Here is a 25,117-nt window from a genome sequence, read left to right as displayed (position 1 = left end):
AGCGCGCGACACGCATCGTGCGCCTCCTGTGCGCCCTATGTCGCGACAGAACCTTCCTTCGATAGGCTGGCAGCAACTCCCCTCCCCACGGCATGACGCAGTGGTGTGCAGGGCAGGTCAGAACGGTCCCCATGAGCCGGCCGGGCGCCTCGGTGCCGCGGCGCTCCGGGGCAGTACCGCAGCATCAATCAAGGAGAGTCATCGAGCGATGGCCGGTCCCGCGTTCCGCGCCGCCGCCGTCCGGGTGCGCACCCCCGCTACCAGCGCCAATCTCGGTCCCGGCTTCGATGCCCTGGGTCTTTCCCTGGGCCTGTACGACGATGTCGTGGTGCGCGTCGCCGACTCCGGGCTGCACATCGACATCGCAGGTGAGGGCGCCGACACCCTGCCCCGCGACGAGAGCCATCTGCTCGTCCGGTCGATGCGCACCGCCTTCGACCTGCTCGGCGGACAGCCGCGCGGCCTGGAAATCGTCTGCGCCAACCGCATCCCGCACGGCCGCGGCCTGGGGTCCTCCTCGGCCGCCATCTGCGCCGGCATCGTCGCCGCGCGCGCGGTGACGATAGGCGGCGAGCAAAAGCTCGACGACACCGCACTGCTGGAGCTGGCCACCGAGATCGAGGGGCATCCCGACAACGTCGCCGCCTGTCTGCTGGGCGGTTTCACGCTCGCCTGGATGGACTCCGGCACCGCCCGCGCGATCCGGATGGATCCCGCCGATTCCATCGTTCCGGTGGTCTTCGTGCCCGGAAAGCCGGTGCTCACCGAGACCGCCCGCGGACTGCTGCCGCGCACCGTCCCGCATGTGGACGCCGCGGCCAACGCCGGCCGCGCCGCACTGCTCGTCGAGGCCCTGACCAGGCGCCCCGAGCTGCTGCTCGCCGCGACCGAGGACCGACTCCACCAGGAATACCGCGCTCCCGCGATGCCGGAGAGCGTGGCCCTGGTGAACCGGCTGCGCGCGGACGGCGTCCCCGCAGTCGTGTCCGGTGCGGGCCCGACGGTGCTCGCGCTGGTCGAGGACGCGGCGGCCGACAAGGTCGCGGCACTGGCGGGCGAGGGGTGGGCGGCGAACCGCCTGGCCCTCGACGCGGCGGGCGCCTGCGTACTGCCGCTCGCCGGGTGAGCACGCAGGTGGCCGACGATTGCCGGTCTTGGAGAGGGGGAATGTTTGTTGGATCCGGTAGTGTTAACCTCAAGTCAGTACTCGACGCCTGAGTGGCGCGGTGCTTCGTGTCCCCCATCGGGACCACTTTCTTCCGGGAGCCTCCCAATCTGCTGGGCGCAATTGTCAAAGTCGGCAATTGCCTGAGCGGAAGTGAGCACGCTCCGGAATCGGCGTGGTGAATGGCCACTCTGCATCTCCTCACGCCGGCGCCATGAACTGATCTCTCCGCCATTTCCGGCGGGACCACCGCCCCGGCCCGGTCCACCAGACCAAGGACCCAGCCGGACAGCACAACCGGTCGCCGAGCCAGACAGGCCGACGCCCGCTCCAGGGAAGGACCCTTCGTGAGCGACACCACCGATCTGATGGGCGCGCGTACCGATGGCAGTGCCACCGCGCCCGCCACGGACGCTCCCGCCGCGCCTGCAACCACGCGGCGCCGCCGTTCCGGCACCGGCCTTGACGGCATGGTCCTGGCAGAGCTGCAGCAGGTCGCCTCCGGCCTCGGTATCAAGGGCACCGCGCGGATGCGCAAGAGCCAGCTGATCGAGGTCATCAAGGAGAAGCAGGCCGCGGGCTCGGGCTCCGGCGCCAAGGCCGACGCGCCCGCCGACGCCGAGACCAAGCCCAAGCGCCGTACGACCTCCAAGGCCCGTACCGGCGAGGACGGCGTGGAGCAGGCCGCCGGCAAGGCAGCCAAGTCCGACAAGGGCGACAAGGCCGCCGACAAGGCCGGGGCCCAGCAGCAGATCGACATCCCCGGCCAGCCCGTCAGCGACGAGCAGCCGGCCGGCGAGCGCCGCCGGCGCCGCGCCACCGCCGCCGCGGGCAGCCCCGAGGCCGCTTCCGGCGACCTCAAGACCGACACCAAGGTCGAGGCGAAGACCGAGGTCAAGACCGAGGCCAGGGCCGACACCGCGGTCTCCCCCCAGGAGACCGGCGAGGGCCGCCCCGGCAAGAGCGGCGAGCGCCAGGAGCGCGGGGACCGCCAGGACCGCGGCCAGAAGGGCGACCGCGGGGACCGCGGCCAGCGCCAGCGCGACCGCGGCGACCGCCGCAAGGGCGACGCCGGCGACGGCGGTCAGGGCGGTCAGGGCGGTCAGGGCGGCCAGCGCCAGCGCGACCGCCGCAATGACGACGACGACGACTTCGAGGGCGGCCGCCGGGGCCGTCGCGGGCGCTACCGCGACCGCCGGGGCCGTCGCGGCGGCCGCGAGGACTTCGGCAACGAGCCGCAGGTCTCCGAGGACGACGTGCTGATCCCCGTCGCGGGCATCCTCGACATCCTCGACAACTACGCCTTCATCCGGACCTCCGGCTACCTGCCGGGCCCGAACGACGTGTACGTCTCGCTCGCCCAGGTCCGCAAGAACGGCCTGCGCAAGGGTGACCACGTCACCGGCGCGGTCCGCCAGCCCAAGGACGGCGAGCGGCGCGAGAAGTTCAACGCGCTGGTCCGCCTCGACACGGTCAACAGCGTGGCGCCCGAACAGGGCCGCGGGCGGCCGGAGTTCGGGAAGCTGACGCCCCTGTACCCGCAGGAGCGGCTGCGCCTGGAGGGTGAGTCGGGCGGGCTGACGACCCGGATCATCGATCTGGTCACCCCGATCGGAAAGGGCCAGCGTGGTCTGATCGTGGCCCCGCCGAAGACCGGCAAGACCATGATCATGCAGGCGATCGCCAACTCGATCACCCGCAACAACCCCGAGTGCCACCTGATGGTCGTCCTCGTCGACGAGCGTCCCGAAGAGGTCACCGACATGCAGCGGTCGGTCAAGGGCGAGGTCATCTCCTCGACCTTCGACCGCCCGGCCGAGGACCACACCACCGTCGCCGAGCTGGCCATCGAGCGCGCCAAGCGCCTGGTCGAGCTGGGCCACGACGTGGTCGTCCTGCTGGACTCGATCACCCGTCTGGGACGTGCGTACAACCTCGCCGCCCCGGCTTCCGGCCGCATCCTGTCCGGTGGTGTCGACTCGACCGCGCTCTACCCGCCGAAGCGCTTCTTCGGCGCCGCGCGCAACATCGAGGACGGCGGTTCGCTGACCATCCTGGCCACCGCGCTGGTCGAGACCGGCTCGCGGATGGACGAGGTGATCTTCGAGGAGTTCAAGGGCACCGGCAACCTGGAGCTCAAGCTCGACCGCAAGCTCTCGGACAAGCGCATCTTCCCTGCGGTGGACGTGGACGCGTCCAGCACCCGTAAGGAAGAGATCCTCATGGGCAGCGACGAGCTGGCCATCGTGTGGAAGCTGCGCCGGGTGCTGCACGCCCTGGACCAGCAGCAGGCCATCGAACTGCTGCTGGACAAGATGAAGCAGACGAAGTCCAACGCGGAGTTCCTGCTGCAGATCCAGAAGACGACGCCGACCACGGGCAACGGCAACGACTGACGCCCGAGGGCGCGTCCGGCGCCGTCCCCGAAGCCCCTCTCACCGCTCCAGGTGAGGGGGGCTTCGTGCTGCCCGCTCGGTACGGACCGGGCCGCCGGCGGCGCTGTGACCGGCCCCGCGTCCCGGCGGGGCCGGCAGATGCCGCGCTTGAGACGTTCCGCACAGATCCACTGCAACCCACCCGGTTTCGGCCATGGCGGAAAACGGGACGAAAGCCCAGGTGAGCGGGACGAAGGTCCCGAGCGGGCGGTTCGGCCCGCGGCGGCTTTCTAAGAAAGCGCTCATGACTCGCTGTGCAACCCTTCCCCTCAACCTCCCGTCTGACAGGGCGACCCGGGCATGACAGCACGCTGTCCGGTGGCGGCGGGGCGCAGCCGAGCGAACGAGGACTGAGGAGCAGATGGCGGACAGCAACGGGACCGCGAACACGGCCGAAAGCCGTGCCCGCGGCATACGCGCCACGGGCCGGCGGCGCAAAGGGCCCACCCGGCGCCGCCGGATGATGACCATCACCCTGTGCACGCTGGTCAGCGTCGTACTGCTCGGTGGTGCCGGTCTCGGCTACGTCTACTTCAAGCTCAACGGCAATCTGAAGGGCGTCGACATCAACTCCGCCCTCGGGCACGACCGGCCGAAGAACGTCGACAACGGCTCGATGGACATCCTCGTGATGGGCTCCGACTCCCGGGCCGGCAAGAACGGTGAGTACGGCAAGGACGAGGGCGGCGCGCGGTCCGACACGGCGATGATCGTGCACGTCTACAAGGGCCGCAAGAAGGCCAGCGTGGTCAGCATCCCGCGCGACACCCTGGTCAAGCGCCCGGACTGCACCACCAACGGCAAAGACATCCCCGGGCAGCAGCGGGCGATGTTCAACACCGCGTTCGAGGTCGGCGGCCCGGCCTGTGCCGTGAAGACCGTCGAGTCGATCAGCGGGACCCGGATGGACCACTTCATCGAGGTCGACTTCACCGGCTTCAAGAAGCTCATCGACGCGCTGGGCGGCGTGGACGTCACCACCAAGAAGTCGATCGACGACAACAGCAGCCATCTGCATCTGCCGGCCGGCAAGCACACCCTCAACGGCGAGCAGTCGCTCGCCCTGGTCCGCACCCGGCACGGCGTCCCCGGCGGCGACGGCAGCGACCTGGGCCGTATCCAGCTCCAGCAGACGTTCCTCAAGGCCCTGATGAACCAGGTCAAGAACGTCGGGGTGCTCACCAACCCCACCAAGCTCTACGACATCGCCGACACGGCCACCAAGGCCATCACCACCGACACCGACCTCAATTCGGTCAGCGAACTGACCGGGCTGGCCAAGAGCCTGGGCAACATCGGGTCGGACAACATCAACATGGTCACGCTGCCGGTCACGTACGACAAGACCAACCCCGACCGGGTGGTGCCGCTGGAGAAGCAGAGCCAGCTGGTCTGGGACGCGCTGCGGCAGGACCAGGAGATCCCCAAGTCCGCGACCAAGGGCTCGGCCGGTGACCAGGGCGGCACGGACCGCTACGTGAAGTAGCCGGACGCCGCGGTCGAGGGGAGCCACCGGCCCCTCGGAGCGGCCCGGGAATAGCCGCGGCTCCACCCCGGTTTTGGGAGATACGGCTAGTCCTGGCAGACTGGACCGTCGGCCCCGGTTCACGTGACGCAACCCGCGACACGACCCGGTGCACTCCCGAACCTAGGAGAATCCCTTGAAGCGCGACATCCACCCGGAGTACGTCGAGACCCAGGTCAGCTGCACCTGTGGCGCGTCCTTCACCACCCGTAGCACGGTCGCCGGCGGCAACATCCGCGCCGACATCTGCTCCGAGTGCCACCCGTTCTACACGGGCAAGCAGAAGATCATGGACACGGGCGGCCGCGTGGCCCGCTTCGAGGCCCGCTTCGGCAAGGGCGCCGCTGCCAAGAAGTAGCGACCCTCAAGGCGCCGGTCTCCGGTCGCCCCTGCTCAGGGGTGACCGGACCGGCGTCTTTGTTTGCGTCGTCCAGGCCCCCGGTAGTCCCAGCCAGCAGAGGAACCCACGATGTTCGAGGCGGTCGAAGAACTGATCGGCGAGCACGCCGATCTCGAGAAGCGGCTGGCCGACCCCGCGGTCCACGCCGACCAGCGCGAGGCCATGCGGCTCAACAAGCGCTACGCCGAGCTGACCCCGATCATCGCGACGTACCGCGGCTGGAAGCAGACCGGTGACGACATCGAGACCGCGCGCGAACTCAGCCAGGACGACCCGGAGTTCGCCGACGAGGTCAAGGTGCTCGACGCCCAGCGCGAGCAGCTGACCGAAAAGCTGCGGCTGCTGCTGGTCCCGCGCGACCCCAGCGACGACAAGGACGTCATCCTCGAGGTCAAGGCCGGCGAGGGCGGCGAGGAGTCCGCGCTGTTCGCCGGCGATCTGCTGCGGATGTATCTGCGCTACGCCGAGCGGGTCGGCTGGAAGACCGAGATCCTGGACGCGAACGAGTCCGACCTCGGCGGCTACAAGGACGTCCAGGTCGCCGTGAAGACCAAGGGCGGCGGCGGTGCCACCGAGCCGGGACAGGGCGTCTGGGCGCGGCTGAAGTACGAGGGCGGGGTGCACCGCGTGCAGCGGGTGCCCGCCACCGAATCGCAGGGCCGCATCCACACCTCCGCGGCCGGTGTGCTGGTCACGCCCGAGGCCGAGGAGGTCGAGGTCGAGATCGTGGCCAACGACCTGCGGATCGACGTCTACCGCTCCTCCGGGCCCGGCGGCCAGTCCGTCAACACCACCGACTCCGCGGTCCGCATCACGCACCTGCCCACCGGCATCGTCGTCTCCTGCCAGAACGAGAAGAGCCAGCTCCAGAACAAGGAGCAGGCGATGCGCATCCTGCGTTCCCGGCTGCTGGCCGCCGCCCAGGAGGAGGCCGAGCGCGAGGCCTCCGACGCCCGGCGCAGCCAGGTCCGTACGGTCGACCGCTCCGAGCGCATCCGTACGTACAACTTCCCGGAAAACCGCATCTCGGACCACCGCGTCGGCTTCAAGGCGTACAACTTGGACCAGGTGCTCGACGGCGAGCTCGACCCGGTCATCCAGGCCTGTGTCGACGCCGACTCGGCCGCCAAGCTCGCCGCCGCCCAGTAAGCCCGCGCGAGCCGGTACGTACCGGCCGCAGGACCGCACCCCCGGCCGGCCGCGGACCGCACAATGAAGACGCAGCGCACTAGGAGGAAGGCCCCGTGAACCTTCTGCTCGCCGAGGTGGCCCAGGCCACCCAGCGGCTGGCCGACGCCGGTGTGCCCTCGCCGCGCTTCGACGCCGAGGAACTCGCCGCGTTCGTGCACGGCGTCAAACGGGGTGAACTGCACCACGTCAAGGACGCGGACTTCGACGCCCGCTACTGGGAGGCCGTCGCCCGCCGCGAGGCCCGTGAGCCGCTCCAGCACATCACCGGCCGGGCGTTCTTCCGCTACCTCGAACTCGCCGTCGGGCCAGGGGTGTTCGTGCCCCGCCCGGAGACCGAGTCGGTGGTCGGCTGGGCGATAGACGCCGTGCGCGCCATGGACGTCGTCGAGCCGCTGATCGTCGATCTGTGCACCGGCTCGGGGGCCATCGCGCTGGCTCTGGCGCAGGAGGTCCCGCGCTCGCGGGTGCACGCCGTGGAGCTGTCCGAGCAGGCGCTGGACTACGCCCGCAAGAACGTCGAGGGGTCCCGCGTCGTTCTCCATCACGGCGACGCGCTGACCGCGCTTCCCGAACTGGACGGGCAGGTCGACCTGGTCGTCTCCAACCCGCCGTACATCCCGCTGACCGAGTGGGAGTACGTCGCACCCGAGGCCCGTGACCACGACCCCGAGCTCGCGCTGTTCTCGGGCCAGGACGGCCTGGACACCATCCGCGGCATCGAGCGGACCGCACACCGCCTGCTGCGGCCCGGCGGCGTGGTCGTCATCGAGCACGCCGACACCCAGGGCGGACAGGTTCCGTGGATCTTCACCGAGGAGAAGGGGTGGGCGGACGCGGCCGACCACCCCGATCTCAACAACCGCCCGCGTTTTGCGACCGCCCGAAGGGCGATGCCGTGAACCGGGCACCGGACCATGACGCCCCGTTGCGCACGAGGAGGTCCCGTAGTGACTCCGCCCCGAGGGGCTTTTCGCTTGACCACCCGAGGGGTCTCACGACGGACAAGCCCTGCCCGCCGCCTTACGGCGTGGAACAGAGCGTAACGGTGCGGTTTCTCTCCGCACTATCGTATTCGACGAACCGCAGCGCGAAGGAGACGTAATGGCACGGCGATACGACTGCAGCGACGCGACCGACCGCACCACCGGTCTGCGCGAGGCCGCCTCGGCCGTCCGCCGCGGTGAGCTGGTCGTGCTGCCGACCGACACCGTCTACGGCATCGGCGCGGACGCCTTCAGCGCCGAGGCCGTCGGCGACCTGCTGGAGGCCAAGGGCCGCGGCCGCGGGATGCCCTCCCCGGTCCTGGTCGGGTCCCCCAACACCCTGCACGGCCTGGTCACCGACTTCTCCGAGCAGGCCTGGGAGCTGGTCGACGCCTTCTGGCCCGGCGCGCTCACCCTCGTCGCCAAGCATCAGCCCTCGCTGACCTGGGACCTGGGCGAGACCCGTGGCACGGTCGCGGTGCGGATGCCGCTGCACCCCGTCGCGATCGAGCTGCTGACCGAGTTCGGCCCGATGGCCGTCTCCAGCGCCAACCTCACCGGCCACCCCTCCCCGCAGGACTGCGACGCCGCACAGGAGATGCTGGGCGACTCGGTCTCCGTCTACCTCGACGGCGGCCCGACCCCGGCCGCGGTGCCGTCCTCGATCGTCGATGTCACCGGCAAGGTCCCGGTGCTGCTGCGCGAGGGCGCGATCAGTGCGGAAGAGCTGCGCAAGGTGGTACCAGAGCTAGAGGTGGCCAATTGATGGCGCCCCTCGGGCGTGGCATAGCGGGACCAGGCGACGGCTCTCTCCCCTCTGCATCCGTTTTCCGGATTCTCCACGTCAGCACCGGCAACGTCTGCCGCTCACCGATCACCGAGCGGCTGCACCGCCATGCCCTGGAACTGCGGCTCGGCGCGGCCCGCAGCGGCGGGCTGCTGGTGGAGAGCGCCGGCACCTGGGGGCATGAAGGCGCCCCGATGGAGACCCACGCCGCGACCGTGCTCACCGACTACGGCGCCGATCCGGCCGGCTTCCTCGGCCGCGAGCTGCTCGACGAGCACGTCATCCGCGCCGACCTGGTGCTCACCGCCACCCGCGACCACCGCGCCCAGGTCATCTCCATGGGCCACTCCGCGGGGCTGCGCACCTTCACCCTCAAGGAATTCAACCGGCTGGTGCGGGCCATAGACCCCGCCACCCTGCCCGAGCCCGATCCGGACCTGCCGGACGGCGGGCTGGTCGAGCGCGCCCGTGCGCTGGTCGGCGCCGCCGCGGCGCTGCGCGGCTGGCTGCTGGCGCCCAACCCGGAGTCCGACGAGGTCTACGACCCCTACGGCGCCCCCATCACCTTCTTCCGCTCCATCGGCGACGAGATCAACCAGGCCCTCGACCCGGTCGTCACCGCCCTCACGGGAGTCCCTGCACGGGCCTGACGGCCCCCGGGCGCGGCCGTGGACCCTGTCGGCCCGCACACCGCGCCCGATCGCCCTGCCGCGCCTACATTGGGACTACGTCCCCGTACGAGGCCCGGAGCAAGCGATGCCTGCCACCACCGCGTCACCCCGCAGCGAGACCCCGGCCGCCGCTTCCCGGACCGCCGGGCAGGCGGGCGCCGCCCCGTCGGAGTCCCTCCAGGACCGCGCCCGGGCCGCCGCCCGGGACGACGTCACCCGGCCGGCCGGCTCCCCGGACTTCGCCGCCCTGCTGCGCCAGGACCCCGAGATCGCCGGCGTGCTGCTCGGCGAGAGCGCCCGGCAGAGCGACGGACTGCAGCTGATCGCCGCGGAGAACTTCACCTCACCGGCCGTCCTCGCCGCCCTCGGCTCCCCTCTGGGCAACAAGTACGCCGAGGGCTATCCGGGCGCCCGGCACCACGGCGGCTGCGAGATCGTCGACCTCGCCGAGCGGATCGCGGTGGAGCGCGCCAAGGCCCTCTTCGGCGCCGAACACGCCAACGTCCAGGCCCACTCCGGGTCTTCGGCCGTTCTGGCCGCCTACGCCGCTCTGCTGCGCCCCGGTGACACCGTCCTGGCCATGGCGCTCCCGCATGGCGGACACCTCACCCACGGCTCGCCCGCCAACTTCTCCGGCCGCTGGTTCGACTTCGCCGGCTACGGCGTCGACGAGGAGACCGAGCTCCTCGACTACGACGCGATCCGCGACCTGGCCCGCGCCCGCCGGCCCAAGGCCATCGTCTGCGGCTCGATCTCCTATCCGCGGCACATCGACTACGCCGCCTTCCGGGACATCGCCGACGAGACCGGCGCCTATCTGATCGCCGACGTCGCCCATCCGCTCGGCCTGATCGCCGGGGGAGCGGCGCCCAGCCCCGTGCCGTACGCCCATGTGGTGTGCGCAACCACACACAAGGTGCTGCGCGGGCCGCGCGGCGGGCTGATCCTGTGCGGGGCGAAGCTGGCCGAACGCATCGACCGTGCGGTGTTCCCGTTCAGCCAGGGGGGCGCGCAGATGAACGCCGTCGCCGCCAAGGCCGTCGCCTTCGCGGAGGCCGCCACGCCCGCCTTCGGCGCGTACGCCCACCAGGTCACCGCCAATGCCCGCGCGCTCGCCGAGGCGCTGGCCGGGCACGGTCTGACGATCACCACCGGCGGCACCGACACCCATCTGATCACCGCGGATACCGCCCCGCTGGGCCTGGACGCGCGCACCGCCCGGGGCCGGCTGGCCGCCGCCGGGATCGTCCTGGACACCTGCGCCCTGCCGTGCGCCGAGGAGACGGCGGACCGCCGGACCGGCATCCGGCTGGGCACCGCGGCGGTGACCACCCAGGGGATGGGCGAGGCGGAGATGGCGCAGGTCGCCGGGCTGATCGTGGCGGCGCTGGAGGAGGATCCCGCGGCCCGCTCCGGGACTGTCGCTTTGGTCCACGCCTTTCCGCCATATCCCGATCAAGGGTGACGGCCGGAACCGTTCGCCGGTGGTCTGCGTCTTCCCCTGTATTCACGGCCAGGGGGCGGACACGCATAGGGTGTGGGGCTGTGATGGCCAGCTATACCGATGGGGCAGCCCGTGCGTGAATACCTGCTGACGCTGTGCGTCACGGCCGCGGTGACCTACCTGCTGACGGGGCCGGTGCGGAAGTTCGCGATCGCGGCCGGTGCGATGCCGGAGATCCGCGCGCGTGATGTGCACCGTGAGCCGACCCCGCGGCTCGGTGGAATCGCCATGTTCGGCGGCCTGTGCGCCGGTCTGCTGGTGGCCTCGCATCTGACCAACCTCAAGAGCGTCTTCGAGACCAACGAGCCCCGGGCGCTGCTGTCGGGCGCCGCGCTGATCTGGATCCTCGGCGTCCTGGACGACAAGTGGGGCGTGGACGCGCTGGTCAAGCTCGGCGGCCAGATGATCGCCGCCGGCGTGATGGTCCTGCAGGGCCTGACGATCCTGTGGATCCCGATCCCCGGTGTCGGCACGGTCTCGCTGACGCCGATGCAGGGCACGCTGCTGACCGTCGCGCTGGTCGTCATCACCATCAACGCGGTGAACTTCGTGGACGGCCTGGACGGCCTGGCCTCCGGCATGGTGTGCATCGCGGCCGCGGCGTTCTTCATGTACGCCTACCGGATGTGGTTCGGCTACGGCATCGAGGCGGCCGCGCCCGCAACCCTGTTCTCGGTCGTTCTGATGGGCATGTGCCTGGGCTTTCTGCCGCACAACATGCACCCGGCGCGGATCTTCATGGGGGACTCCGGCTCGATGCTGATCGGCCTGGTGATGGCCGCCGGCGCGGTCTCGGTGACCGGCCAGGTCGACCCGGATCTGCTCAACTTGAAGGCCGGCGGTCTGCGGGAGGCGACCCATGCGATGGTGCCGGTCTACATTCCGCTGCTGCTGCCGCTGACGGTCATCGCGGTGCCGGTCGCCGACCTGCTCCTGGCGATCGTGCGGCGTACGTGGCAGGGCCAGTCGCCGTTCGCCGCCGACCGCGGCCATCTGCACCACCGCCTGCTGGAGATCGGGCACTCGCACAGCCGGGCCGTGCTGATCATGTACTTCTGGTCGGCGCTGATCGCCTTCGGTGCGGTCGCCTACTCCGCGAACAACGCCAGCATGTGGATCGTGCTGGGCATCGTGCTGCTGAGCGCGGTGGGCCTGGTGCTCCTCCTGCTGCCGCGCTTCACCCCGCGCGCGCCGCGCTGGGCGGAGCGCATCGTGCCGCCGCGCTACCGCCGGCTCGCCCGCGCCGTGGTGGACCCGGCCGGGGCGGCCGCGGAGGCGGCGGCCTCCGCGGCGGCGGAGGAGGGGGCGGAGGGGGAGCGGGAACCGATCCCGGCGGGCATCAACGGTGCCACCGCGATCGGGGACCGGTCACGCTTCGTGGACCGCCACAGGGCGGGCAGTCACCACTGATCCCGGGGTCTGATCGCTCGAACGGGCATCAGAAATCGGGGCGGTTGACCCCATACCAGACAAAATTCGATCCGTCAGTGCACTAACGCGCAGGTTCACGCTCAGGTGTGACAGGGTCCACACGAACCAGGTAAAGACCTCATCAAATAGTTTGTGATACCGTTCACGAAACCCGGCGACAGAGCCGGAGGGCCTTAGTGCGACGGTCCTCGGGCCTCAGGTTCCGCCTCAGGCCGGGTCTACGCTCGTCCCTGACGACACAACCCCCACCTTTTGCCGGAGCGCCGCTATGCAGTCGAATGACGCCCGACTACTCCTTCACGCCCTTGTGCCCACGCTCGCCATCGGCGCCATCGCCGTTGGCGTGAGCGCTGCGGTCGCAGGCGCGACAGGAGCGCTCGGCGCCGTCGTCGGCACGCTGTTGGTGATGCTCGTCATGGGGGCAGGTCTGGTGGTCCTGCAGAAGACCGCGAAGAGCCTTCCGCAGTTGTTCCAGATGATGGGGCTGTTGCTCTACACGACGCAGATTCTGTTCGTGCTGGTGTTCCTGATCGCCTTCAAGGACACAACGCTCTTCGACACCAAGGCATTTGCGTTCACCTTGCTCGGCACCACCCTCGTATGGATCGCGGCACAGACCCACGGTCATATGAAGGCGAAGACTCTGTACGTGGAACCCGACTCCGCCGGGACGAAGAAGGCGGAGACGGCGGGGTCGCCGACGTGACACGTAGGGCCGAGATAAATGCCCTCATGCGGGCCTGCTATCGTCCGGTGCCAACTGCGGCACAGATGGCGCAGGCGGCTGAGCTCCCGAGTTCCACTCGAAGGAACGGGCAGTTCTCGCGGCCAATGCCTGTGATGTGGCCGGGCCCAGTGCCTGCCAGCCGCCCCCTAATCCGTAAGACCAGTCCAGTGCCGCTCCGTGGCTCAACGCCGCGCCGACACAACGAGGTTGCCGTACCCATGCGCCACGCTGAAGGAGCCCGCGGTGAGTGCTGAAACGATGCTCGCCTTCGACACGGAGTGCCACCTCTTCATTCCGGGGTGTGGCTTCGAGGCCCCGGGCCTTCATTCGTTCGTATTCGAACCCCTCTTCACCATCGGTGGCTACGAGTTCAACAAGCCGATGCTGCTGGCGTTCCTCAGCACGGTCGTGGTGGTGGGGTTCTTCTGGGCCGCATTCGGCCGGGCCAAGGTCGTGCCCGGAAAGCTGCAGATGATCGGCGAGGCGGGCTACGACTTCGTGCGCCGCGGGCTCGTCTATGACGCGCTGGGGAAAAAGGAGGGCGACAAATACGTCCCCTTCATGGTCTCGCTGTTCTTCTTCGTGTGGATCATGAACCTCTGGTCCATCATCCCGGTGATGGCCTTCCCGGTGACGTCGGTCATCGCGTTCCCGGTGGGCATGGCCCTGATCGTCTACATCCTCTGGATGTACCTGACGTTCAAGAAGCAGGGCTTCGTCGGGGGCCTGAAGAACCTCAGCGGCTATGACAAGTCGCTCGGCTGGGTGCTGCCGCTGATCATGGTGCTCGAGCTGCTCCAGCACCTGATCATCCGCCCGTTCACGCACGCGGTCCGGCTCTTCGCGAACATGTTCGCGGGGCACCTGCTGATCCTGCTGTTCACCATCGCCAGCTGGTACATGCTGAACGGCATCGGCATCGTCTACGCGGGTGCGTCCTTCGTGATGACCCTCGTGATGACCGCCTTCGAGCTCTTCATCCAGGCCGTCCAGGCGTATGTCTTCGTCCTCCTGGCCTGCAACTACGTCCAGGGCGCGCTCGCCGAGCACCACTGAGCACCCCTCTCCCAGCCCAACAGCTGTCCGGTGGCCAACCCCCACCGGTCCGTGAAATGAGAAGGAAGTAACGGCATGTCCGCTGCTCTCGAAATGGCCAACCACCTCGCCGCCTCCGGTGACACCGCGAAGTCCGCCCTCGTCGGCAACATCGCCTCGGTCGGTTACGGTCTGGCCGCGATCGGCCCCGGCGTCGGCGTCGGCATCATCTTCGGTAACGGCACCCAGGCCCTGGCCCGTCAGCCCGAGGCTGCCGGCCTGATCCGCACCAACCAGATCATGGGTTTCGCCTTCTGTGAGGCGCTCGCCCTCATCGGCATCGTCATGGGCTTCGTCTACAAGTAAACGAAGCGCATCGACTATCCATTTAGACGGAAGGCACTGATGTGAACGCCCTGAACCTGGCGGCGGAGGTTCCTGAGAACCCCCTGGTCCCGCCGATTCCAGAGCTGGTCATCGGCCTGGTCGCCTTCTTCATCGTCTTCGGCTTCCTTGCGAAGAAGCTCCTCCCGAACATCAACAAGGTTCTGGACGAGCGCCGGAAGCAGATCGAAGGCCGCATTGAGGAGGCCGAGGCGACGCAGGCCGAGGCTCAGCAGGTGCTCGCGGACTACCGGGCCCAGCTGGCCGACGCCCGTCACGAGGCCGCGCGTCTGCGCCAGGAGGCGCAGGAGCAGGGCGCGACGCTCATCGCTGAGATGCGCGCCGAGGGCCAGCGGCAGCGTGAGGAGATCATCGCTGCCGGTCACGCCCAGATCGAGGCTGACCGCAAGCAGGCTGCGCTGTCGCTGCGCCAGGACGTGGGCAAGCTCGCCACCGAACTGGCCGGCAAGCTCGTCGGCGAGTCCCTGGAGGACGTCGCCCGGCAGAGCCGGACCATCGACCGCTTCCTCGACGAGGTCGAGGCCAAGGCGGCGTCGGACGCGACGAAGGCTGAGGCCGGCCGATGAACGGAGCGAGCCGCGAGGCACTCGCCTCCGCACGCGAGGGATTCAACGCGCTGACGGACGACAGCTCCGTCGACGCGGCGAAGCTCGCCGAGGAGCTTGCTGCCGTCACCGCTCTGCTCGACCGCGAGGTGTCGCTGCGTCGGGTCCTGACCGACCCGGCGCAGGCCGCTGAGGCCCGCGCCGAGCTGGCCGGACGGCTGCTCGGCAGCCAGGTCGGCGGTCCGGCCGTCGACCTGGTGACCGGCATGGTCCGCTCCCGCTGGTCGCGCTCGCGTGACCTGACGGACGCGCTCGAGGAGCTGGCCTACAGCGCCGACCTCGTCGCCGCGCAGCGGGCCGGCCAGCTCGACGACGTCGAGGACGAGCTCTTCCGGTTCGCCCGGATCGTCAGCTCGAACCCCGAGCTGCGCCGGGCACTCACCGACCGGAACGCGACGGTCGCGGCCAAGACGGAGCTGCTGCATTCGCTGCTGGGCGGCCGGGCGAACCCGGTCACCGAGCGCGTGGTGATCCGTCTTGTCGCACAGCCGCGGGGCCGTAGCCTGGAAGCGGGGCTCGATGCCCTCTCCAAGCTGGCGGCGACCCGCCGTGACCGGATGGTCGCGGTGGTCACCTCCGCGGTGCCCCTCAGCGAAGGGCAGCGGCAGCGCCTGGGCGCTTCCCTGGCGCAGCTGTACGGACGGCAGATCCACCTGAACCTCGACGTGGACCCCGAGGTCCTCGGCGGAGTCCAGGTCCGGATCGGCGACGAGGTCATCAACGGGACCATCGCGGACCGCCTCGACGAGGCGACCCGGCGGATGGCCGGCTGACCCAGCCACCAACTCAAGAGCTGCACAACCGGCGGCCAGGCGCCGGACCAGCCGGCCGGACCGAGAGGTCCGGCTGCGGTCCGGAAGAGGCCCCGGGGACCAGCACAAGCATGACGGCGGCCCGAGTTGGGCCGTAAGCGGAAACCCCCTGGGGGACAGCCCCCCAGACACCCGCAAGTAACTTCGGGCCCAACAAGGAGAGCAGGGAACCCAGATGGCGGAGCTCACGATCCGGCCGGAGGAGATCCGGGACGCGCTGGAGAACTTCGTCCAGGCGTACAAGCCGGACGCGGCCTCGCGCGAGGAGGTCGGCACGGTCAGTGATGCCGGAGACGGCATCGCGCATGTCGAGGGCCTTCCCTCGGCGATGGCGAACGAACTGCTGAAGTTCGAGGACGGCACCCTCGGTCTTGCGCTGAACCTGGAAGAGCGCGAGATCGGTGCGGTCATCCTCGGCGAGTTCAGCGGCATCGAGCAGGGCCAGTCGGTGCAGCGCACCGGTGAGGTGCTCTCGGTCGCCGTGGGCGAGGGCTACCTCGGCCGCGTCGTCGACCCGCTGGGCAACCCGATCGACGGCCTCGGCGAGATCGAGTCCGAGGGCCGCCGCGCCCTGGAGCTGCAGGCTCCGGGCGTCATGGTCCGTAAGTCGGTCCACGAGCCGATGGAGACCGGCTACAAGGCCGTCGACTCGATGGTGCCGATCGGCCGTGGCCAGCGTCAGCTGATCATCGGCGACCGCCAGACCGGCAAGACCGCCCTGGCCGTCGACACGATCATCAACCAGCGCGACAACTGGCGCTCGGGCGACCCGAAGAAGCAGGTCCGCTGCATCTACGTCGCCATCGGCCAGAAGGGCTCCACCGTCGCGTCCGTGCGCGGCGCGCTGGAGGAGGCCGGCGCCCTGGAGTACACCACCATCGTCGCCGCCCCGGCGTCCGACCCGGCGGGCTTCAAGTACCTGGCGCCCTACACCGGCTCGGCCATCGGCCAGCACTGGATGTACCAGGGCAAGCACGTCCTGATCATCTTCGATGACCTGTCCAAGCAGGCCGACGCCTACCGCGCCGTGTCCCTGCTCCTGCGCCGTCCGCCGGGCCGTGAGGCCTACCCGGGCGACGTCTTCTACCTGCACTCGCGTCTGCTGGAGCGCTGCGCCAAGCTCTCCGACGACATGGGCGCCGGCTCGATGACCGGTCTGCCGATCGTCGAGACCAAGGCGAACGACGTGTCGGCGTTCATTCCGACCAACGTCATCTCCATCACCGACGGCCAGTGCTTCCTGGAGTCGGACCTGTTCAACGCCAACCAGCGTCCGGCGCTGAACGTCGGTATCTCCGTCTCCCGCGTCGGTGGATCCGCCCAGCACAAGGCCATGCGCCAGGTGTCCGGCCGGCTCCGTGTGGACCTCGCCCAGTACCGCGAGCTGGAGGCGTTCGCCGCCTTCGGTTCCGACCTGGACGCGGCCTCCAAGGCGCAGCTGGAGCGCGGTAAGCGCATGACCGAGCTGCTCAAGCAGGCCCAGTACAACCCTTACCCCACCGAGGACCAGGTCGTTTCCATCTGGGCCGGCACCAACGGCAAGATGGATGACGTACCGGTCGAGGACATCCGCCGCTTCGAGCGGGAGCTCCTCGACTACCTCCACCGGGAGAAGAAGGACCTGCTGACCAGCATCCGCGAGGGCGCCAAGATGTCCGACGACACCATCGGTGCGATCGCCGAGGCCGTCGACGGCTTCAAGCAGCAGTTCGAGACCTCGGACGGCAAGCTGCTCGGCGAGGACGCCCCGGCCGGCACCAGCAAGTGACGACGGAAGGGACCTGATCCATGGGAGCCAAGCTCCGGGTCTACAAGCGTCGCATCCGCTCCGTCACCGCGACCAAGAAGATCACCAGGGCGATGGAGATGATCGCCGCCTCGCGCGTCGTCAAGGCGCAGCGCAAGGTGGCGGCATCGACGCCGTACGCGAGTGAACTGACCCGCGCGGTGACAGCGGTTGCCACGGGCTCGAACACCCAGCACCCGCTGACCACCGAGGCGGAGAACCCGACCCGCGCCGCGCTGCTGCTCGTCACGAGCGACCGCGGCCTGGCCGGCGGCTACTCCGCCAACGTGATCAAGGCCGCGGAGCAGCTCACCGAGCGGCTCAAGGCCGAGGGCAAGGAGGTCGACGCCTACATCGTCGGCCGCAAGGGTGTGTCGTACTACAGCTTCCGCGAGCGCAAGATCGTGGAGTCGTGGACCGGCTTCACCGACAGCCCGGCGTACGGGGACGCGAAGGCGATCGCCGCACCGCTGATCGAGGCCGTCCAGAAGGACACCGCCGAGGGCGGCGTGGACGAACTCCACATCGTCTACACCGAGTTCGTCTCGATGATGACGCAGACGGCGCTCGACGACCGGCTGCTGCCGCTCAGCCTGGACAAGGCCGTGGCGGAGTCCGAGGAGTCGGTCAAGGGCGAGATCCTTCCGCTCTTCGACTTCGAGCCGTCGGCCGAGGACGTCCTGGACGCCCTGCTGCCGCGGTACGTCGAGTCGCGGATCTACAACGCGCTTCTGCAGGCCGCCGCCTCCAAGCACGCCGCCACGCGACGTGCGATGAAGTCGGCGACCGACAACGCAGAAGAGCTCATCAAGTCGCTCTCGCGGCTTGCCAATGAGGCCCGCCAGGCCGAAATCACCCAGGAAATCAGCGAGATCGTCGGTGGCGCGAGCGCACTGGCCGACGCGACCGCGGGGAGTGACTGACAACTATGACCACCACTGTTGAGACGGCCACGGCGACGGGCCGCGTCGCGCGGGTCATCGGCCCGGTCGTCGACGTGGAGTTCCCCGTCGACGCGATGCCGGAGATCTACAACGCGCTGACCGTCGAGGTCTCCGACCCGGCCGACGCCGGCAAGAAGAAGACCCTGACCCTCGAGGTTGCCCAGCACCTGGGCGAGGGCCTGGTCCGCGCGATTTCGATGCAGCCCACCGATGGCCTGGTCCGCCAGGCCTCGGTGACCAACACGGGCAACGGCATCACCGTCCCCGTCGGTGACGTCACCAAGGGCAAGGTGTTCAACACCCTCGGTGAGATCCTCAACAAGCCGGAGACGGCTTCCGAGGTCACCGAGCGCTGGCCCATCCACCGCAAGGCCCCGAACTTCGACCAGCTCGAGTCCAAGACCGAGATGTTCGAGACCGGCATCAAGGTCATCGACCTGCTGACCCCGTACGTCAAGGGCGGCAAGATCGGTCTGTTCGGTGGTGCCGGTGTCGGCAAGACCGTTCTGATCCAGGAAATGATCTACCGCGTGGCCAACAACCACGACGGTGTGTCGGTGTTCGCCGGTGTCGGCGAGCGCACCCGTGAGGGCAATGACCTCATCGAGGAAATGACGGACTCCGGCGTCATCGACAAGACCGCGCTGGTCTTCGGTCAGATGGACGAGCCGCCGGGCACCCGTCTGCGCGTCGCCCTGGCCGGTCTGACCATGGCGGAGTACTTCCGCGATGTGCAGAAGCAGGACGTGCTGTTCTTCATCGACAACATCTTCCGGTACACCCAGGCGGGTTCCGAGGTGTCGACCCTGCTCGGCCGGATGCCCTCCGCGGTGGGTTACCAGCCGAACCTGGCCGACGAGATGGGCCTCCTCCAGGAGCGCATCACCTCGACCCGGGGTCACTCGATCACCTCGATGCAGGCGATCTACGTGCCCGCGGACGACCTGACCGACCCGGCGCCGGCGACCACCTTCGCCCACCTGGACGCGACCACCGTTCTGTCGCGTCCGATCTCGGAGAAGGGCATCTACCCGGCGGTGGACCCGCTGGACTCGACGTCCCGGATCCTGGACCCCCGCTACATCTCGCAGGACCACTACGACTGCGCCTCGCGCGTCAAGACGATCCTGCAGAAGTACAAGGACCTCCAGGACATCATCTCGATTCTGGGTATGGACGAGCTCGGCGAGGAGGACCGGCTCACGGTCTACCGCGCCCGGCGTATCGAGCGGTTCCTGTCGCAGAACACCCACGTGGCCAAGCAGTTCACCGGTGTGGACGGCTCGGACGTGCCGCTGGACGAGTCGATCGCGGCCTTCAACGCGATCGCCGACGGCGAGTTCGACCACTACCCGGAGCAGGCCTTCTTCATGTGCGGTGGCCTTGAGGACCTCAAGAACAACGCCAAGGAGCTGGGCGTCTCCTGACCCCGGTACCGGCCCCGGGGGCGGCCCTGGCCGCCCTCGGTGTGTACGACCACTAGTATTTGACCCAACACCTGCCACACCAGGCAGGTGGAGACCCGAGGAGCCATCGTGGCTGAGCTGCACGTCGAGTTGGTCGCCGCGGACCGCAAGGTCTGGTCGGGCAAGGCCAGCCTGGTCGTCGCGCGCACCTCGTCGGGCGACATCGGCGTCATGCCCGGACATCAGCCGCTGCTGGGCGTGCTGCAGTCGGGCCCGGTGACGATTCGTACGACCGGCGAGAGCGGGGACGGCACCGTCGTCGCCGCGGTGCACGGCGGCTTCATCTCGTTCGCCGACAACAAGCTGTCTCTGCTCGCGGAGATCGCGGAACTGTCGGACGAGATCGATGTCCAGCGCGCGGAGCGGGCCCTGGAGCGAGCGAAGTCGGCGGCCGACGCGGTCGCCGAGCGCCGCGCCGATGTCCGGCTGCGTGCGGTGACGGGCGTTCACTGAGCCCCGGCACCGACGAGATCGATCCTCAGCCGCGGGCTGCCCGGAACACTCCGGAGCGGCCCGCGGCTGAGGCAATGCAGGTGCGTTTCCCTACCGCCGGACTCCGTCCGGGGGTACCCCCACCGAGGCGAGGAGGTCGGTCGAGATGGTCCTCGCTCTGCTTGTGAGCGGCGCGGTCGTGGTGGTCCTGGTGCTGCTGGGGCTGTTCGTCTTCGGACTGCGGCGGCGGCTCATCCAGCGGTCCGGCGGCACCTTCGACTGCAGCCTGCGCTGGAACGTGCCGGAGAACGAGTCCGGCGGCAAGGGCTGGATCTACGGTGTGGCGCGCTACAACGGCGACCGGATCGAGTGGTTCCGGGTGTTCTCGTACGCGCCCCGGCCACGCCGTCTGCTGGAGCGCTCCGCCATCGAGGTCCTGGAGCGCCGTACCCCGCAGGGCGAGGAGGAGCTGGCGCTGCTCTCCGACTCGATCGTGCTGGCCTGCCGGCACCGCGGCACCCGCCTGGAACTGGCGATGAGCGAGGACGCACTCACCGGCTTCCTCGCCTGGCTGGAGGCGGCGCCGCCGGGGCAGCGGGTGAATGTGGCCTGAGGGGGAATATCCTCTGCGCGCGCCGCGTTGAGGGCCCCGAAGGGGGCGCCGGTACCCCTTACGGGATCTGTTCGGCCACCCCCTACGGCCCATCCCCCTTGCGGCCCTCGCCCCCCGTACGCCCCACCCCCTAAGGCCCCTCCACTCCCAACTCCCGTGCCAGTACGGCCGCTTGTACCCGGCTGCGCAGCTCCAGCTTCGCCAGCAGCCGACTGACATGCGTCTTCACGGTGGCCTCCGCCATCACCAGCCGCAGCGCGATATCGGCGTTCGACAGCCCGCGCCCCAGGCATCCCAGCACCTCCCGCTCGCGTGGCGTCAGCGCGTCCAGGACCCCCGGATCGGGCGCCGCCCCGTCCCGCGCCGGCCGCGCCGCCGTACGGGTGCCGGCGAACTCCGCGAGCAGCCGCCGGGTCACCGCCGGCGCGATCAGCCCCTCGCCGGCGGCCACGGTGCGCACCGCGGTCAGCAGCGTGGCCGCATCGCTGTCCTTGAGCAGAAAGCCCGCGGCCCCCGCCCGCAGCGCACCGAAGACGTATTCGTCCAGGTCGAAGGTGGTCAGCACCAGGACGTCCGCCAGTTGCTCGGTGACGATCTGCCGGGTGGCGGAGACTCCGTCGAGCCGCGGCATCTGGATGTCCATGAGGACCAGCGCGGGGCGCAGCGCGCGGGCGAGCCGGACCGCCTCCTCGCCGTCCGCGGCCTCCCCGACGACCTCGATGTCGGGGGCCGACCGCAGGATGAGGACCAGCCCGGCCCGGACGGCGGACTGGTCCTCGGCGACCAGGACCCGGATGGGCGCTGCCGCGCTGCCGGTCGTCACAGTGCTTCCTCCTCGGCGGGCAGTGCTGCCCGTACCAGCCAGACCCTGCCGTCCGGCCCCTCTGCCGGTCCCGCCCGGAACTCCCCTCCCAGCAGGGCGGTCCGCTCGCGCATCCCGATCAGACCGGTGCCGGAGCCGGGCGCCCGGGGGCGTGGCCGGGCGGCGAACGGGCTGCGGACGGCGACGGTGAGCGCCCCGTCGGGCTCCCGGGCGAGGCGTATCCGTACCTCGCCGGGGGCGGCGTGCTTGAGCGCGTTGGTCAGTGACTCCTGGACGATGCGGTACGCGGCCAGCTCGGCCGGGGCGGCGGGCTCCGGCGCGGCCCCGGCACCGTCCGGGACGCGGGCGTCGTCCAGCACGAAGGTCAGTCCGCTGCCCGCGCCGCTGGTACGGGCCTGGTCGAGCAGCGCGTCCAGGCCGTCGAGGGTGGGGGTCGCGGCGGGCGCGCCGTCCGCCCCGGTGGCCCCCGGGTCCCGCAACAGCCCGATGAGGCGGCGCATTTCGGCCAGACCTTGCACGCTGTTCTCGCGGATCACCCCGAGCGCCTCGCGGGTCGCCGACGGGTCGTCGATGGACTGGGCGGCGGTGGAGTGGATCGCGATGGCGGACAGATGGTTGGCGACCATGTCGTGCAGTTCGCGCGCCATCCGGGCCCGTTCGCGGGCCACCGCCTGCGCCCGGTCCCGCTCGGCCAGCAGCGCGATCCGCTCGGCCCGCAGCCGGGCGGCCTCCGCGGCCTCGCGGTGTTCCCGGAGCATCAGGCCGGTCGAGGCCGGGGCGATGGTGATCAGTGCGAGGCCGATGACGGCCAGGACGACCTGCGGGTTGTGCCACAGCGCGGTCAGTACGGCGGCCCCCAGGACCGTCACCACGACGGAGTGCAGCGGGATCCGGCGGGCCGCCCCCGCCGAGCCGTAGAGCACCGCCGCATAGACCACGTCCGTGAACATCACGACGGTGGCGACCAGGGTGCCGGAGCAGATGTCCAGCGCCAGGGCCGGCACCGCGACGGCCAGCGCCACCGGCGGCGCCGTACGGCGGATCAGCTCCGCCAGCGCCATCGCGGTGAGCGCGACCAGGGTCAGCGAGGGCGGCAGCCCCAGCAGCGAGGGCCCGCCGTGCAGCCCCAGCGCCCACAGCAGCAGCCCGCAGAGCAGCCCGCCGCCCGCGATGAGCACATCGTCGCGGTGCGGTCGGCCGGCGGCGGTGACGACGGATCGGGCAAGCACCCCTCCATCCAACACGGCGCCACGGCCGACTGCCTCCACGTCAGGGACACCCGTTGGGGAGGCGGGCTACATCGAAAGATGCAGTCCCGGATCGTCGCCTACGACGACGTACCGGGCGGCGGCCGCTGGAAGGCTCGGGGTGTGCGGCTCAAGGGCCGGGAGAGGAGACAGCCGTGGTCGTCACGCTGATCATTGCCTGTGAGGTCGGCTTCTGGGTACTGCTGGCGGCCGGTCTGTCGCTGCGCTACCTGGCAGGGATGCGGCGCACCGGAGCGGCGGTGCTGCTGCTGGAGCCGCTGCTGGAGCTGGTGTTGTTGACCGTCACCGCGATCGACCTGAAAAACGGGGCGACGGCGGACTGGAAACACGGGCTCGCCGCCGTCTACATCGGCTACACCGTCGCCTACGGCCACTACACGATCAAATGGGTCGACGGGCACGTCGCGCACCGCTTCGGGGGCGGTCCGCGGCCGGTGAAGCCGCCCCGCTACGGCCTGGCCCGCGCCCGGCACGAGGGCAAGCTGTGGCTGCGTACGGTGCTGATGGCCGTCGTCGCCTCCACGCTGCTGCAGTGCGCGATCTGGTACGTCGGCGACGGCGACATCGGCTCCCTGCGCAGCTGGCAGGCCGTCACGCTGCGCACCGTCATCCTCCACGGCGTGATCGCGCTGACCTATCTCCTCTGGCCGAAGAAGGACCCGGGCCGGGATGCCGCTGCCGACGGCGAAGCGGCCGGGCCGCGGCAGAAGACGCTGCGTTAGGGCCTGATCCGCCGGACGGCCCTGGCGCCCGGCCGCGGCCGGCCGGTCAGCGCTCCCCGCCCGGCACCCACAGCACGTCCCCGACCTCCTTGTTGGCCGTGCGGGCCAGGATGAACAGGAGGTCGGAGAGGCGGTTGAGGTAGGTGGCGGTCAGCGGGTTCATGGTCTCGCCGTGCTCCTCGAACGCCGCCCAGGTCGCCCGCTCGGCCCGGCGGACGACCGTGCACGCCTGGTGCAGCAGCGCGGCACCGGCCGTACCGCCGGGGAGGATGAAGCTGCGCAGCTTCTCCAGCTCCGCCAGGAACCGGTCGCAGTCGGCCTCCAGCTTGTCGATGTAGCTCTGCTCGACGCGCAGCGGCGGGAACTCGGGGTTCTCCACCACCGGCGTCGAGAGGTCCGCGCCGACGTCGAAGAGATCGTTCTGCACCCGCAGCAGCACCGCGGCGACGTCCTCGGGGAGCGAGCCGAGCGCCAGGGCCACGCCGATGGCCGCATTGGCCTCATTGGCGTCCGCGTACGCCGCGATCCGCGAATCGGTCTTGGCGGTACGGCTCATGTCGCCCAGGGCCGTGGTGCCCTTGTCGCCGGTGCGGGTGTAGATGCGCGTCAGATTCACCATACGGGCGAGCCTACGCCGCGGACCTGCGGAAGGCCCGGGTGCACAGGGTCATCGACACCGCGACGAGCGCGAGCGCCGCCAGGACGCCGTGGAGCATGGCCGCGGAGGCGTAGGAGCCGACGAACGCCGCCCGCACCGCGTCCACGAGATAGCGGAACGGCATGAAGTGCGACAGCACGTCGAGCCACTTCGGCCCCAGCGTCATCGGCAGCATCAGTCCGGACAGCAGCATCGAGGGCATGGTCAGGGAGTTGATGACCGGCCCGAACTCCTGGGGCGTGGACACCTTCAGCGCCAGCGCGTACGACAGCGAGGCCAGCGCCACGGTCAGCACCGCGACGAACGCGAAGCCGATGAGGATGCCGGGCAGCGGCGCCCGCAGCCCCATGACCAGGGCCGCCAGCACCAGCAGCACCGCCTGGAAGACGAACAGCGCGGCATCCCGCAGCACCCGCCCCAGCAGCAGCGCCAGCCGGCTCACCGGCGTCACCCGCATCCGTTCCACGACCCCGTACTGCTTTTCGAGGATGATGCCGAAACCGCAGAACGAGGCGCCGAACAGGCCGAGTTGGAGCAGCAGCCCGGGCACCAGCACCTGCCAGGAGCTGCCGGGGGCGGACAGCGGCAGGTCGGTCAGCAGCGGGCCGAAGAAGAGCAGATACAGCAGCGGCATCAGCACGCCGAAGAGCATCTGGAGCCGGGACCGCACCGTCTGGCGGGCGTACCGCCCGAAGATCAGCGCGGTGTCGGAGAGAAACGAGGACACAA

25 protein-coding genes are annotated in these 25,117 nt (G+C 69.9%); 21 read left to right on the top strand and 4 right to left on the bottom strand.

What is annotated here, in order from left to right; all coding sequences use genetic code 11:
* Window positions 1-208: 208 nt before the first annotated feature.
* From thrB to CPH93_RS10445, 20 genes are all read left to right on the top strand, one after another.
* The gene (thrB, locus tag CPH93_RS10540) at window positions 209-1,126 is read left to right on the top strand and encodes a homoserine kinase (protein ID WP_093485178.1); all 918 of its coding nucleotides are present in this window, start codon (window positions 209-211) and stop codon (window positions 1,124-1,126) included.
* Window positions 1,127-1,512: 386 nt separating this feature from the next.
* Window positions 1,513-3,561, top strand: a complete 2,049-nt coding sequence (rho, locus tag CPH93_RS10535; RefSeq protein WP_096212628.1) for a transcription termination factor Rho — start codon at window positions 1,513-1,515, stop codon at window positions 3,559-3,561.
* 400 nt (window positions 3,562-3,961) lie between these two features.
* Window positions 3,962-5,086 (top strand): LCP family protein, encoded by a 1,125-nt coding sequence (locus CPH93_RS10530; protein WP_096212627.1) that lies wholly within the window; start codon window positions 3,962-3,964, stop codon window positions 5,084-5,086.
* A gap of 175 nt (window positions 5,087-5,261) precedes the next feature.
* Window positions 5,262-5,483, top strand: coding sequence for a 50S ribosomal protein L31 (gene rpmE / locus CPH93_RS10525; RefSeq protein WP_006603102.1), 222 nt, complete (start codon window positions 5,262-5,264; stop codon window positions 5,481-5,483).
* A gap of 111 nt (window positions 5,484-5,594) precedes the next feature.
* On the top strand, window positions 5,595-6,674 hold the full coding sequence (prfA, locus tag CPH93_RS10520) for a peptide chain release factor 1 (RefSeq protein ID WP_006603101.1): 1,080 nt from the start codon (window positions 5,595-5,597) through the stop codon (window positions 6,672-6,674).
* Window positions 6,675-6,769: 95 nt separating this feature from the next.
* Entirely contained in the window at window positions 6,770-7,615 is an 846-nt protein-coding gene (prmC, locus tag CPH93_RS10515; RefSeq protein WP_093485181.1) for a peptide chain release factor N(5)-glutamine methyltransferase, read from the top strand.
* A gap of 202 nt (window positions 7,616-7,817) precedes the next feature.
* The gene (locus CPH93_RS10510; protein ID WP_093485182.1) at window positions 7,818-8,465 is read left to right on the top strand and encodes an L-threonylcarbamoyladenylate synthase; all 648 of its coding nucleotides are present in this window, start codon (window positions 7,818-7,820) and stop codon (window positions 8,463-8,465) included.
* Entirely contained in the window at window positions 8,462-9,136 is a 675-nt protein-coding gene (locus tag CPH93_RS10505; protein ID WP_371126833.1) for an arsenate reductase/protein-tyrosine-phosphatase family protein, read from the top strand. Before CPH93_RS10510 ends, CPH93_RS10505 begins: the two co-directional genes overlap by 4 nt.
* 106 nt (window positions 9,137-9,242) lie before the next feature.
* Entirely contained in the window at window positions 9,243-10,622 is a 1,380-nt protein-coding gene (gene glyA, locus CPH93_RS10500; protein WP_093485183.1) for a serine hydroxymethyltransferase, read from the top strand.
* Window positions 10,623-10,721: 99 nt separating this feature from the next.
* Window positions 10,722-12,071 (top strand): MraY family glycosyltransferase, encoded by a 1,350-nt coding sequence (locus tag CPH93_RS10495; protein WP_173909770.1) that lies wholly within the window; start codon window positions 10,722-10,724, stop codon window positions 12,069-12,071.
* A gap of 289 nt (window positions 12,072-12,360) precedes the next feature.
* On the top strand, window positions 12,361-12,798 hold the full coding sequence (locus tag CPH93_RS10490) for a hypothetical protein (protein WP_093485184.1): 438 nt from the start codon (window positions 12,361-12,363) through the stop codon (window positions 12,796-12,798).
* Window positions 12,799-13,077: 279 nt separating this feature from the next.
* A complete protein-coding gene (gene atpB, locus CPH93_RS10485; RefSeq protein WP_093485185.1) occupies window positions 13,078-13,875 on the top strand; it encodes a F0F1 ATP synthase subunit A in 798 nt (265 codons plus the stop codon).
* Between the two features lie 75 nt (window positions 13,876-13,950).
* Complete coding sequence (gene atpE, locus CPH93_RS10480) at window positions 13,951-14,220, top strand: ATP synthase F0 subunit C (protein ID WP_173909769.1); 270 nt, start codon at window positions 13,951-13,953, stop codon at window positions 14,218-14,220.
* Window positions 14,221-14,261: 41 nt separating this feature from the next.
* Window positions 14,262-14,825: a F0F1 ATP synthase subunit B gene (locus tag CPH93_RS10475; protein WP_006603092.1), complete on the top strand. Its 564-nt coding sequence runs from the start codon at window positions 14,262-14,264 to the stop codon at window positions 14,823-14,825.
* Window positions 14,822-15,637, top strand: coding sequence for a F0F1 ATP synthase subunit delta (locus CPH93_RS10470; protein WP_093485187.1), 816 nt, complete (start codon window positions 14,822-14,824; stop codon window positions 15,635-15,637). Before CPH93_RS10475 ends, CPH93_RS10470 begins: the two co-directional genes overlap by 4 nt.
* Before the next feature lie 214 nt (window positions 15,638-15,851).
* Window positions 15,852-17,444: a F0F1 ATP synthase subunit alpha gene (atpA, locus tag CPH93_RS10465; protein WP_093485188.1), complete on the top strand. Its 1,593-nt coding sequence runs from the start codon at window positions 15,852-15,854 to the stop codon at window positions 17,442-17,444.
* A 20-nt stretch (window positions 17,445-17,464) separates the two neighbouring features.
* Entirely contained in the window at window positions 17,465-18,385 is a 921-nt protein-coding gene (locus CPH93_RS10460) for a F0F1 ATP synthase subunit gamma (protein ID WP_093485189.1), read from the top strand.
* 5 nt (window positions 18,386-18,390) lie between these two features.
* Window positions 18,391-19,833, top strand: coding sequence for a F0F1 ATP synthase subunit beta (atpD, locus tag CPH93_RS10455; protein WP_093485190.1), 1,443 nt, complete (start codon window positions 18,391-18,393; stop codon window positions 19,831-19,833).
* A gap of 108 nt (window positions 19,834-19,941) precedes the next feature.
* On the top strand, window positions 19,942-20,325 hold the full coding sequence (locus CPH93_RS10450; protein ID WP_006603087.1) for a F0F1 ATP synthase subunit epsilon: 384 nt from the start codon (window positions 19,942-19,944) through the stop codon (window positions 20,323-20,325).
* 145 nt (window positions 20,326-20,470) lie between these two features.
* On the top strand, window positions 20,471-20,917 hold the full coding sequence (locus tag CPH93_RS10445; RefSeq protein ID WP_093485191.1) for a DUF2550 domain-containing protein: 447 nt from the start codon (window positions 20,471-20,473) through the stop codon (window positions 20,915-20,917).
* 130 nt (window positions 20,918-21,047) lie between these two features.
* Here CPH93_RS10445 and CPH93_RS10440 read toward each other — a convergent pair whose 3' ends face one another.
* Together CPH93_RS10440 and CPH93_RS10435 are read right to left on the bottom strand one after the other, a co-directional pair.
* Window positions 21,048-21,740, bottom strand: coding sequence for a response regulator (locus CPH93_RS10440; RefSeq protein WP_173909768.1), 693 nt, complete (start codon window positions 21,738-21,740; stop codon window positions 21,048-21,050).
* A complete protein-coding gene (locus CPH93_RS10435; RefSeq protein WP_096212626.1) occupies window positions 21,737-22,969 on the bottom strand; it encodes a sensor histidine kinase in 1,233 nt (410 codons plus the stop codon). The genes CPH93_RS10440 and CPH93_RS10435 overlap by 4 nt, the downstream gene beginning before the upstream one ends.
* Before the next feature lie 173 nt (window positions 22,970-23,142).
* Here CPH93_RS10435 and CPH93_RS10430 point away from each other — a divergent pair, with 173 nt between their 5' ends.
* On the top strand, window positions 23,143-23,730 hold the full coding sequence (locus CPH93_RS10430) for a hypothetical protein (protein ID WP_093485193.1): 588 nt from the start codon (window positions 23,143-23,145) through the stop codon (window positions 23,728-23,730).
* A 46-nt stretch (window positions 23,731-23,776) separates the two neighbouring features.
* Here CPH93_RS10430 and CPH93_RS10425 read toward each other — a convergent pair whose 3' ends face one another.
* Both CPH93_RS10425 and CPH93_RS10420 read right to left on the bottom strand, forming a co-directional pair.
* Window positions 23,777-24,349, bottom strand: coding sequence for a cob(I)yrinic acid a,c-diamide adenosyltransferase (locus CPH93_RS10425; protein WP_042148781.1), 573 nt, complete (start codon window positions 24,347-24,349; stop codon window positions 23,777-23,779).
* A 10-nt stretch (window positions 24,350-24,359) separates the two neighbouring features.
* Window positions 24,360-25,115: an ABC transporter permease gene (locus CPH93_RS10420; protein ID WP_096212625.1), complete on the bottom strand. Its 756-nt coding sequence runs from the start codon at window positions 25,113-25,115 to the stop codon at window positions 24,360-24,362.
* Window positions 25,116-25,117: the final 2 nt, after the last annotated feature.

This window comes from Streptomyces sp. 2323.1, from assembly GCF_900221035.1.
GTDB classification, from domain to species: domain Bacteria; phylum Actinomycetota; class Actinomycetes; order Streptomycetales; family Streptomycetaceae; genus Streptomyces; species Streptomyces sioyaensis.
The sequence above is the reverse complement of the archived record's forward strand: the minus strand, read 5'-3'. Positions and strand labels throughout refer to the sequence as shown.